Genomic DNA, 10,493 nt, shown 5'->3' with positions numbered 1-10,493 from the left:
AAAAAAAACCGAAAGCACAAACGAAACTCATTCAAGTTATGCAAGGGGCAATTTATGATGTTATCGTTGATTTACGAAAAAAATCACCAACATTTAAACAATGGAAAGGGTATATTTTAAGTGCAGATAACCATCGACAATTACTAGTGCCAAAAGGGTTTGCGCATGGATTTTGCACCCTTGTTCCGCATACTATCGTTATGTATAAAGTAGATGAATATTATAGCGCAGAGCATGACTCAGGATTACTTTGGGAAGATAAAGATTTAGCAATTCCTTGGCCAGTAACCGATCCTATATTGTCCGATAAGGATCAGATATTACCATTACTAGAGGAATATGAAGATAGTTTTTAAGTAGGAGCGTTGTTTATGAATATATTAGTAACAGGTGGGGCTGGATTTATTGGAAGTAATTTCGTTCATTATATGCTACAAAGTTATGAAACATATAAAATTATTAATTACGATGCATTAACATATAGCGGGAATTTAAATAACGTAAAATCTCTTCAGAATCACCCGAATTACTCTTTTGTAAAAGGAGAAATTCAAAATGGAGAGCTATTAGAACATATTATAAAAGAGCGAGACGTACAAGTGATTGTAAATTTTGCAGCTGAATCACATGTGGACCGTAGTATTGAAAATCCGATTCCTTTTTATGATACAAATGTAATTGGGACGGTCACTTTATTAGAACTAGTTAAAAAATATTCGCATATAAAACTTGTGCAAGTATCAACGGATGAAGTGTATGGCTCTTTAGGGAAAATAGGGAAATTCACAGAGAAAACGCCGTTAGCTCCAAATAGTCCATATTCTTCAAGTAAGGCGAGCGCGGACCTGATAGCTCTATCTTACTATAAAACATATCACTTACCGGTTATAGTAACGCGTTGTTCTAACAATTATGGGCCGTACCAGTATCCCGAGAAATTAATTCCGTTAATGGTTACGAATGCACTGGAAGGAAAAAAACTACCGTTATATGGTGATGGTTTAAATGTAAGAGATTGGTTACATGTAACGGATCATTGTAGTGCGATTGACGTTGTTCTGCATAAGGGACGTGTAGGAGAAGTATATAATATAGGTGGAAATAATGAAAAAACAAATGTAGAAGTTGTGGAACAAATTATTACTCTTTTAGGAAAAACAAAAAAAGATATCGAATATGTTACAGATCGTTTAGGGCACGATCGTCGTTATGCGATTGATGCAGAGAAAATGAAGAATGAATTTGATTGGGAACCGAAATATACGTTTGAACAAGGATTACAAGAGACGGTGAAATGGTATGAAAAGAATAAGGAATGGTGGAAACTACTAAAAGACCAGTAAGGGGCATGTTAAATGAAAGAGAGGGTTATCATAACAGGAGCAAACGGCCAATTAGGAAAGCAACTATTTGAAGAGTTAAACTCTGAAGAATATGATATATATCCATTTGATAAAAAGTTATTAGATGTGACAAATATATCCCGAATACAACAAGTGGTACAAGAAATAAAACCACATATAATTATTCATTGTGCTGCCTATACGAAAGTAGATCATGCGGAGAAAGAACAGGATATTGCATATAGAATAAATGCAATCGGAGCTCGAAATGTAGCGGTCGCTTCACAATTAGTAGGAGCGAAACTAGTTTATATTAGTACTGATTATGTATTTCAAGGCGCCAGACCAGAGGGATACGATGAATTTCATAGTCCAGCGCCGATAAATATATATGGAGCCTCTAAGTATGCGGGGGAGCAGTTCGTCAAAGAGTTACATAATAAATATTTTATCGTTCGCACATCGTGGCTATATGGTAAATATGGAAATAATTTTGTGAAAACGATGATGCGATTAGGAAAAGAAAGAGATGAAATATCTGTTGTAGCGGATCAAGTTGGCTCTCCTACGTATGTGGCGGATTTAAATATAGTTATTAATAAGCTCATTCATACTTCTTTATACGGTACATACCACGTATCAAACAGAGGCTCATGCTCTTGGTTTGAATTTGCAAAAAAGATATTTTCGTATACAAATATGAAAGTGAATGTGTTACCTGTTTCAACGGAAGAATTCGGGGCTGCGGCTGCGAGGCCCAAATATTCTATCTTTCAACATAACATGCTACGATTAAATGGTTTTTTACAAATGCCGTCTTGGGAAGAAGGATTAGAGCGCTTTTTTATAGAAACCAAAAGTCATTAACAAATTTCTGTTAATGACTTTTTTGTTTGCCTTTAAGCGGTTTTATGGTACTATAATTATAGTATCAGGTACTAATAACAAGTATAAGTATTTCTGGGAGGATATATCATGGAACTATTACAAGGGAAAACATTTGTTGTTATGGGCGTTGCGAACCAAAGAAGTATTGCGTGGGGAATTGCTCGCTCTTTGCATAATGCAGGTGCAAAATTAATCTTCACATATGCAGGAGAACGTTTAGAAAGAAACGTTCGTGAATTAGCGGATACATTAGAAGGACAAGAATCACTTGTATTACCTTGTGATGTAACAAATGATGAGGAACTTACAGCTTGCTTTGAAACAATTAAACAAGAAGTAGGTACTATTCACGGTGTAGCACATTGTATTGCTTTTGCAAATCGCGATGACTTAAAAGGCGAATTTGTAGATACTTCTCGCGATGGATTTTTACTTGCACAAAATATTAGTGCATTCTCTTTAACAGCTGTAGCAAGAGAAGCGAAGAAAGTTATGACAGAAGGCGGAAATATTTTAACGTTAACATACCTTGGCGGCGAGCGTGTTGTGAAAAATTATAACGTTATGGGTGTTGCGAAAGCTTCATTAGAAGCGAGCGTGAAATATTTAGCAAACGATTTAGGTCAACATGGTATTCGTGTCAACGCTATTTCTGCAGGACCAATTCGTACGTTATCTGCAAAAGGTGTAGGCGATTTCAACTCAATCTTAAGAGAAATTGAGGAGCGCGCACCACTTCGTCGTACAACAACTCCAGAAGAAGTTGGCGATACAGCAGTATTCCTATTCAGTGATTTAGCTCGCGGTGTAACAGGAGAAAACATTCATGTTGATTCAGGGTATCATATCCTAGGATAAATATAATATTAATTTTTAAAGGACAATCTCTAAATGCTGAGATTGTCCTTTTTATTTGTTCTGAGAAAGAACGATTTTTAACGAAAGTTCTTACCACGTGATGAATATAACTATAATAGTACACAATTTATTCAGCTACGTATGGAAGTGGGAGGGACGAGTGTGAAGAATAAAAATAAAAGTTCAACAGTTGGAAAACCGTTGTTATATATTGCGCAAGTAAGTTTAGAACTTACTGCACCGAAAATAAAAAGGATTATCCTGACAAACTTTGGAAATGAAGATCAAAAAGAGCAAAGTAATAGAAATGAAAATATTGTAAGTAGTGCTGTGGAAGAGGTAACAGAACAAGAACAACAAGAAGAGCAGCAAGTGGAAGAAAAAATAGAAGAAGAGAAAAAAGAAGCACACGCAGAACAAGAACAACAAGAACAACAAGAACAACAAGAACAGAAAGAACCAGTAAGAACTGTTCCGTATAATAAATCATTTAAGGATATGAATAATGATGAAAAAATTCATTTTTTATTAAACCGCCCTCATTACATTCCGAAAGTAAGGTGCAGAATAAAAACAGCTACAGTTTCTTATGTTGGATCGATCATATCGTATCGTAATGGCATTGTATCTATTATGCCGCAAAATAGCATGAGAGATATTAGGTTGTCTATAGATGATATCCAATCAATTAGTATGGCCGGCTTTTAAATATGTAAAGGTGGTAGAAAGCTTCTACCACCCCAATAGTTTTTTAGTTTACTTCACTTATTAGATAGTAACGTCGCGTAAGCATTGAATCGCACAGAAACAGCTTAAATCAACAGTAATGCAAGTAGATGTCGATACTAGTCTTGCATTTGGTACAGCTAAAAACGTACAAATTGGGTCATCAGTAGGTGGTACAGGAGAACTATCACCTAATACTACACTTAATACACGTAGTACAGCACAGCTATCATCATCTACACTTTCCACACGGAAAATTGGAGAACGGCAGCTAGTAAGGCTTGCAGATGGTGCAAATGCTTCAAATGGTGCTCCAGCTTTTGTGTATAAAATAAAAGGACGTGTATTTGCTACTGATGCAGTATTGTGTGCACCTAAAAATGGAATTTCACAACCAGATCCACACGTTGTTGTAGAACAATCTTGTAATTCATTGATGAATTTTACAACGTCAACTACACAATGAGAAGAGCCATGGTGTTTATTTTCGTTACAACTCATTAATGTCACTCCTTATCTTCTTGTTTGTATTTACATTAATAAGATATTGGAGTCGAGGAGATTTGGTCACAATCTCAAGACCTTTTTTTTTAAATAGGCGAAAGAAGATAAGGGAAGGTGGAATTATGCTGTTTACAAGCTGGCTTTTATTTTTTATTTTCGCGTTAGCAGCCTTTAGGCTCACTCGTTTAATTGTTTATGATAAAATTACAGCCTTTTTGCGAAGACCATTTATTGATGAATTAGAGATTACGGAGCCAGATGGAAGTGTATCAACGTTTACAAAAGTGAAAGGTAAAGGATTAAGAAAGTGGATTGGCGAATTATTAAGCTGTTATTGGTGTACAGGTGTATGGGTTAGTGCTTTTTTATTAGTTTTATATAATTGGATTCCTATCGTTGCGGAGCCGTTACTTGCATTATTAGCTATTGCAGGAGCAGCAGCAATCATTGAAACGATTACAGGATATTTTATGGGAGAATAATATATTTTCATAATAAGAGAAAAAGCGGAGTTTAAAAGAATGAGGGAACGGAAATAAAGAGTTGTTCATATAGTAAATAGACAGAATTGACAGTAGAGGAGATGTTTGCTGTGAGCAATAATCCTAGGCAAAATTCATATGACCTGCAGCAGTGGTATCAAATACAGCAACAGCACCATGCACAACAACAGGCATATCAAGAACAATTACAACAACAAGGATTTGTGAAGAAAAAGGGATGCAATTGTGGGAAAAAGAAGAACACAATAAAACACTATGAAGAATGAAACACTCATGTTACTGTGAGTGTTTTTTATTATACATATAAAAAGCGGTATTTCTGTATTAGAAATACCGCTTTTTACTAGCTAATTTGTGCAACTGTTAATGCTGCTGCACGGATGTCTACAGTTCCAATTAACTCAACTGGTACAATTTGAATTAAGTCACCAGGATTTAAGTTAATAAGAATAACACCGCTGGATACGTCTACTTCACCAGTACCAATAACGTTAGAACGAACCGCTGTACCTGATCCAGGAATAATGTTAGCTGGCGTACCTAATGATAAGAAGAAACGACCAGCTTCTGGTGCAACAGGTGCATTATCAAGACTAATTGTTAATGTATAACTGATTTGATAAATACCAGCTCGTAGAATTCGAATACCATCTCCAACACTTACTGTATCATTTATTACAGGAACAGTAATATTTGGGTTTGGACTTACACTAGGTAATAGTAGTGGTGTAAATAGTGAAGCGAACTGAGGTGCAGACGCGTTGAAAGCAAAACCGAAGGCAGGTAGTGTACTAGCTGGTTTTGCCTCGCAATCAATTTTAGTAAATTCGCAATCAGAAGAGAACATGTTTTTCACTCCTTTATCTGTTTCTACTTTCAGTTAATGAAAAGGACAGGTTCTATGTTCTAGACAAGTTCCCAATTTTAAGAAATTTACATAATAATACTCGTTAAGCATGGATTGGGTGGCAGAATTATCTGCCACCCAATCCATACTTAACGCATTATTTAGTTTTAAATTGTAACATCGCGTAAGCATTGAATCGCACAGAAGCAACTTAAATCAACAGTAATGCAAGTAGAGGTTGATACTAATCTTGCATTTGGTACAGCTAAAAACGTACAGATGGGATCGTCAGTAGGTGGTACAGGGGAGTTATCACCTAATACTACAGTTAATACACGTAATACAGCACAATCATCATCATCTATACTTTCTACGCGGAAAATTGGAGATCGGCAGCTAGTAAGACTTGCAGATGGTGCAAATGCTTCAAAAGGTGCTCCGGCTTTTGTGTATAAAATAAAAGGACGTGTATTAGCTACTGATGCAGTGTTATGTGCTCCTAAAAATGGAACTTCGCAACCAGATCCACATGTTGTGGTTGCACAGTCTTGCAGTTCATGTATAAAGCGAACGACATTAGATACACAGTTGAAATCACAATCATGGTCATGATGGTCTTCATTACAATTGCAGCTCATTATGTTCACTCCTTATCGTGAGTTCTGACATACACTATTACAATATGAGTGGGATATGGCTGATATTACGTTAATTCTCACGATAAAAACAAGGAATTTATATAGGAGGGATGTACATAATGTGATATAAAAAAAGACATCCTTATTTAGTGGATGTCTTTTCAGGTAAATCTTTTCGCACAGTATATAAAAAACGAGATATATCTAATTTCTTTCCTCTGAAAAATTGCGGAGAAGAAATGTAAAGCTCTTCTTTCGCACGTGTAATGGCGACATACAGTAATCGGCGTTCTTCTTCTAACGCTTCAGAAGTTTCCGTAATACGATCATTTGCATCTTTTAAAGAAGAAGTATGGGGCAGGATTCCATCACTTGCTCCAAGTAAAAAGACACATGGAAATTCAAGGCCTTTTGCGTTATGAATTGACATAAGTGAAACGGCATCTTTTTGCGGCATTGTTTTTAATGCTTCCATTTCCTTTTGACCTTGAATCGCCTCGTCGATAAATTGTAAATAAGCTGGAATATCGGTGAAACGAGTTGCAGACTCCATTAATTCTTCCAACATTTCTTCTTGTATGTCTTTATGCATCGTAAAGGAAGAACGATCGTTACTTTGTAAGTACTCTAAATATTTTCCTTTACCATGTATGATTTCTTTTAATGCTTTTTTCGGTTCTAATTCTTTAATAAATTTAATAAAATCGATGCGCTCATTTACCTTTTTCACTTGAAAAGGTTTTAAGCTCGGATTTAATAATAAGAAATGAAGAAGAGAAGGAAAACGGCCTTCACCATATTTCCATTGTTCACGTTCAATAAATGAAATACAATCATCACGTCCGATATACATCGTCGGCAATATGTTTGAAAGTGATTCTAGTCGAAACGGCTCAATCACGAGTCTTAAATGATCTAATACAGGCTTAATTAAAGAATGTTCATAAAATGATTGGCTCGCCCCGTGTTTAATAAACGGAATTTTATGAATGGTAAGCTGATCAAGTAACGAACGGCTTACAGAATGTGTGCGATACAGTAAACAAAAATCTTTATAGTTTCGGTCACCGCTATCTACTTTTTCTTGAATGAGCTGCAAAATTTGATTTGCTTCATCAAGAGTTGTAGCAGGTCTTGCATAAAAAGGTTGTACACCTTCCTCACGAACGGAGTATAGCTCTTTATCAAAACGTTCTTGATTTAATTTTATAACTTCATTTCCAAGCCCGACGATAAAGGGATTGGATCGATAATTCGTATTTAGTGCAATGATTGTTGTGTTATCAAATTCTTTTGGAAAAGATAAAATAATTTGGTGACTTGCCCCTCGCCAGCCATAAATTGCTTGATCATCATCACCTGCGATGAACAAATTATTTCTTGGCGTGGCTAACAATTTTACAATTTCATATTGTGCATAGGATGTATCTTGAAACTCATCTACTTCAATGTAGTGAAAACGTTGTTGTAATTGAGTTAGTAAAGGAGCATTATTTTCTAACATATAATATGTTTCCAATAAGATGTCATCGAAATCAATATAATTGTATCGTTGTTTTACCTCTTCAAAACGTTCATATACTTCTTTAAATTCTTGTTCGACTGGCGTTTTCGCCTTTACATCTTTCGGACGATTTAATTTGTTTTTCTCAAGTGAAATCATCGCGAGGATCGTTTCCGAATCATAATCGTCTTTTAAACGCAATTCTTTTAAGATTTTCTTTATCATAATTTGTTTATGTTTTTCATTTGCTAAAATTTGCTGATTATACCCTTGACTACGAAGCAATTTTAAGAAAACAGAGTGGAATGTACCAGCAACAACGTAGCTACTTGCTGCATGATTCATACCTGGTAACTTTGCAACACGACTGCGGATTTCTTCAGCTGCTTTTTGTGTAAATGTAAGTAATAAAATATTTCTTGGATGAACTTGTTTTACATTTACTAAATAACCAACGCGAGTTGTTAAAACAGATGTTTTCCCGCTTCCAGCACCAGCTAGTGTAAGAACAGGACCTTCTGTTGTGCGCACGGCTTCTAATTGTTTTTCGTTTAAAAAAACATTTTGTTGTTCGAGAGCGCGGAAATAAGCCGCATCTACATCTTCTTCCATAATTAAATGGGTAGATGTTTTCGGAGTATGATATGTCGCACGCGGAATATCAGCGTGTGTTAACGATTTTTGTGAAAATTTTTCTTGTGTCATATATTCACCTTCAAAACTATAGCATCAACATTTAACTTTAGCGGAAGAAAAAGAAAATAGCAATGTAAAAAAACAGGAGGGGTCACCTCCTGCTTTCAAATCACAATTCTTTTATCATTACGACATGCGGGATATTTGCTTCCATAAATACATCAGAACTCGTTACATATCCAAGTTTTTTATAGAAATCTTCAGCATGTGTTTGAGCATGAAGTTTCAATTTTGGTAGCGAATTTTCCTTTGCATACGCTTCAAGCGCATCCATAACAATTTTTCCGATGCCTTTTTTTCGATGGGAACCTAGCACGCAAATGCGTTCCACTTTTCCTATACCATCAAGGGTGCGAAAACGTCCAGCACCAACTGGAACATCATTGTCATATATAACAACGTGTGTTGAAGTTTCTTCAAACTCATCGTACTCTTCTTCAGCAGAGACACGTTGTTCATTTACAAACACTTGTTTACGTACAGAGAATGCATCTCTTAGTTGTTCGTCCGTTTGTACAATCTGTGCGTGCAAATTAGTTGTTCCCCTTTCCAAGATGGAATGTTTCGTGTACAGTCCATGTTCCATTTTCTAATTGATATAGAAGATGGAAACGATCAATTGGTTGTTCATAATAGAAATCTTTCATACGTAATCGCCCCAATACATCAGCATGCTCTGCATCTGATAAGCCTTGTCCGATTGTTAAGTGAGGTACGAAAGCATATTCGCGTTCTTGCGTGAATAACCCGCCATGCATTTCTTCATTTAAGAAAGTAAGTTCAGGTGTTTTTTCTACTTTAAAATAAAGGACGTTATTAACAGGTGCGAATGAACCGACTTTCCCAACATGAAGGGTGAAAGGGTTCGTTTTACCTGCGATTGTATGTAGCTCGTTTACAATCGATTCTAATTGTTCATCTTGCGTCTCAAAGGGTGTTTTCAATGTAATATGTGGCGGAACTAATGCGTAGTGTGGGTCATAACGCTTACGCAATCCGTTCGCTTTATCTTGAATCATTTTAGATGGAAAAATTACAATGCCTAATTTCATGTTCCAATTCCTCCCTTTGTAAGTCTAGTTAGATTTTGAGATAAATAGATCTCTTTGTCTATTATATCAAATTATTCTGAATACTGCTCTCTATTATTTCATTGATAGAATATGAGAGAAGGCTTTTGGTAAATCAGTTTGCCAATATTTCCAAGTATGATTACCTTCAAACTCTTCGTAATGCGTAATGAAATTTCTATCTGTAAGAAGTGTATTTAACTCACGGTTCGGTTCTACGAAATCAGATACTTGTCCATCAGTACGCTTTACAGCCGTTTCTTCTGTGCCGATGACGTGATACAGTTCTAATGCTTGTGGATCTTTGAAGTCTTTTGCTAAGTTCATTACTGTCTCATCCACAAATGGTGATTGCATAACGACTTTACCGAATGTATGCGGATACATAAGTGCAGTCATAAAGGAAACTGTTCCGCCAAGAGAATCACCAATTAAAACACGACCTTTTCCCATTTGGTACGTTGGATAATTTTCATCAATATATGGTGCAAGTTCATGAGCAAGGAAACGTATATATGCAGCATTTTTTACTTCATTTGGGAAATATTTTTCTTTACGATCATGTACATTTTTATATGGAATACCGACAATAATTGTACGGTCAATTTCTTCAGTTTCACGAAGGCGCTCAATTACACGATGCGCTTTACCGAGCTGAAAATAATCTCTACCATCTTGTGCAATTACAACTGTATGTTTGTGCAGTGGTGTGTAATTTACTGGTAAATAAACGAGAAGTGTAACGTCTTCTTGAAGTGATGCGCTATAAAATGAAATTTCTTCAATTCTCCCTATTGTTTGACTCATGTAGATCCCCCTAAATAAAAATTTACTGTAACGATTGTAAGAGCGACGCTTGTAGTGAAAAAGGAAATAAATATTCACTAATTGGTGCCTTAATTTCTATTTTACCATA

Annotated in this window: 14 protein-coding genes; 7 read left to right on the top strand and 7 right to left on the bottom strand. The window is 35.8% G+C overall.

What is annotated here, in order from left to right; translation table 11 throughout:
• The 5 genes from MR167_RS14770 to MR167_RS14750 form a co-directional block, all read left to right on the top strand.
• A partial coding sequence (locus tag MR167_RS14770) for a dTDP-4-dehydrorhamnose 3,5-epimerase family protein (protein WP_242314897.1) occupies positions 1-356 on the top strand: 356 nt, incomplete at its 5' end.
• 15 nt (positions 357-371) lie between these two features.
• Positions 372-1,343, top strand: a complete 972-nt coding sequence (gene rfbB / locus MR167_RS14765; RefSeq protein WP_001024179.1) for a dTDP-glucose 4,6-dehydratase — start codon at positions 372-374, stop codon at positions 1,341-1,343.
• A gap of 12 nt (positions 1,344-1,355) precedes the next feature.
• The gene (gene rfbD / locus MR167_RS14760; protein ID WP_242314896.1) at positions 1,356-2,210 is read left to right on the top strand and encodes a dTDP-4-dehydrorhamnose reductase; all 855 of its coding nucleotides are present in this window, start codon (positions 1,356-1,358) and stop codon (positions 2,208-2,210) included.
• Between the two features lie 108 nt (positions 2,211-2,318).
• The gene (gene fabI, locus MR167_RS14755) at positions 2,319-3,089 is read left to right on the top strand and encodes an enoyl-ACP reductase FabI (RefSeq protein ID WP_000421885.1); all 771 of its coding nucleotides are present in this window, start codon (positions 2,319-2,321) and stop codon (positions 3,087-3,089) included.
• 141 nt (positions 3,090-3,230) lie between these two features.
• On the top strand, positions 3,231-3,797 hold the full coding sequence (locus tag MR167_RS14750; protein ID WP_086413203.1) for a spore coat CotO family protein: 567 nt from the start codon (positions 3,231-3,233) through the stop codon (positions 3,795-3,797).
• A gap of 60 nt (positions 3,798-3,857) precedes the next feature.
• Here MR167_RS14750 and exsY read toward each other — a convergent pair whose 3' ends face one another.
• Complete coding sequence (gene exsY, locus MR167_RS14745; RefSeq protein WP_001277734.1) at positions 3,858-4,316, bottom strand: exosporium assembly protein ExsY; 459 nt, start codon at positions 4,314-4,316, stop codon at positions 3,858-3,860.
• A 125-nt stretch (positions 4,317-4,441) separates the two neighbouring features.
• On the opposite strand from exsY, the gene MR167_RS14740 reads away from it, so the two are divergent.
• Together MR167_RS14740 and MR167_RS14735 are read left to right on the top strand one after the other, a co-directional pair.
• The gene (locus tag MR167_RS14740; protein ID WP_000899662.1) at positions 4,442-4,801 is read left to right on the top strand and encodes a DUF1360 domain-containing protein; all 360 of its coding nucleotides are present in this window, start codon (positions 4,442-4,444) and stop codon (positions 4,799-4,801) included.
• Between the two features lie 101 nt (positions 4,802-4,902).
• Positions 4,903-5,088 (top strand): hypothetical protein, encoded by a 186-nt coding sequence (locus MR167_RS14735; protein WP_014894818.1) that lies wholly within the window; start codon positions 4,903-4,905, stop codon positions 5,086-5,088.
• Positions 5,089-5,165: 77 nt separating this feature from the next.
• Here MR167_RS14735 and exsF read toward each other — a convergent pair whose 3' ends face one another.
• The 6 genes from exsF to MR167_RS14705 all read right to left on the bottom strand — a co-directional run bounded on the left by exsF (position 5,166) and on the right by MR167_RS14705 (position 10,384).
• Positions 5,166-5,669, bottom strand: coding sequence for an exosporium protein ExsF (exsF, locus tag MR167_RS14730; RefSeq protein WP_000492933.1), 504 nt, complete (start codon positions 5,667-5,669; stop codon positions 5,166-5,168).
• Between the two features lie 167 nt (positions 5,670-5,836).
• Positions 5,837-6,307 carry a spore coat protein CotY gene (gene cotY / locus MR167_RS14725; protein WP_242314895.1) on the bottom strand — a complete coding sequence of 157 codons (471 nt, stop codon included), beginning with the start codon at positions 6,305-6,307 and terminating at the stop codon, positions 5,837-5,839.
• Positions 6,308-6,449: 142 nt separating this feature from the next.
• Positions 6,450-8,516: an ATP-dependent helicase gene (locus MR167_RS14720; protein ID WP_000191211.1), complete on the bottom strand. Its 2,067-nt coding sequence runs from the start codon at positions 8,514-8,516 to the stop codon at positions 6,450-6,452.
• A 100-nt stretch (positions 8,517-8,616) separates the two neighbouring features.
• Positions 8,617-9,039, bottom strand: coding sequence for a GNAT family N-acetyltransferase (locus MR167_RS14715; RefSeq protein WP_000543309.1), 423 nt, complete (start codon positions 9,037-9,039; stop codon positions 8,617-8,619).
• Between the two features lies 1 nt (position 9,040).
• Positions 9,041-9,559 carry a YjcG family protein gene (locus MR167_RS14710; protein ID WP_000765871.1) on the bottom strand — a complete coding sequence of 173 codons (519 nt, stop codon included), beginning with the start codon at positions 9,557-9,559 and terminating at the stop codon, positions 9,041-9,043.
• Between the two features lie 93 nt (positions 9,560-9,652).
• Entirely contained in the window at positions 9,653-10,384 is a 732-nt protein-coding gene (locus MR167_RS14705; RefSeq protein ID WP_000084010.1) for an alpha/beta hydrolase, read from the bottom strand.
• Between the last annotated feature and the right edge of the window lie 109 nt (positions 10,385-10,493).

This window comes from Bacillus cereus group sp. BfR-BA-01355, from assembly GCF_022663675.1.
Taxonomy (GTDB): Bacteria; Bacillota; Bacilli; order Bacillales; family Bacillaceae_G; genus Bacillus_A; species Bacillus_A thuringiensis_S.
Note: the sequence above shows the minus strand (reverse complement) of the source record. Positions and strands in the feature narration are given on the sequence as shown.

Coding starts and splice junctions, on each gene's coding strand:
- fabI (WP_000421885.1), top strand. CDS start 2,319: ATGGAACTATTACAAGGGAAAACATTTGTTGTTATGGGCGTTGCGAAC.
- MR167_RS14710 (WP_000765871.1), bottom strand. CDS start 9,559: ATGAAATTAGGCATTGTAATTTTTCCATCTAAAATGATTCAAGATAAA.
- MR167_RS14705 (WP_000084010.1), bottom strand. CDS start 10,384: ATGAGTCAAACAATAGGGAGAATTGAAGAAATTTCATTTTATAGCGCA.
- MR167_RS14720 (WP_000191211.1), bottom strand. CDS start 8,516: ATGACACAAGAAAAATTTTCACAAAAATCGTTAACACACGCTGATATT.
- rfbB (WP_001024179.1), top strand. CDS start 372: ATGAATATATTAGTAACAGGTGGGGCTGGATTTATTGGAAGTAATTTC.
- MR167_RS14740 (WP_000899662.1), top strand. CDS start 4,442: ATGCTGTTTACAAGCTGGCTTTTATTTTTTATTTTCGCGTTAGCAGCC.
- rfbD (WP_242314896.1), top strand. CDS start 1,356: ATGAAAGAGAGGGTTATCATAACAGGAGCAAACGGCCAATTAGGAAAG.
- exsF (WP_000492933.1), bottom strand. CDS start 5,669: ATGTTCTCTTCTGATTGCGAATTTACTAAAATTGATTGCGAGGCAAAA.
- exsY (WP_001277734.1), bottom strand. CDS start 4,316: ATGAGTTGTAACGAAAATAAACACCATGGCTCTTCTCATTGTGTAGTT.
- cotY (WP_242314895.1), bottom strand. CDS start 6,307: ATGAGCTGCAATTGTAATGAAGACCATCATGACCATGATTGTGATTTC.
- MR167_RS14750 (WP_086413203.1), top strand. CDS start 3,231: ATGGAAGTGGGAGGGACGAGTGTGAAGAATAAAAATAAAAGTTCAACA.
- MR167_RS14735 (WP_014894818.1), top strand. CDS start 4,903: ATGTTTGCTGTGAGCAATAATCCTAGGCAAAATTCATATGACCTGCAG.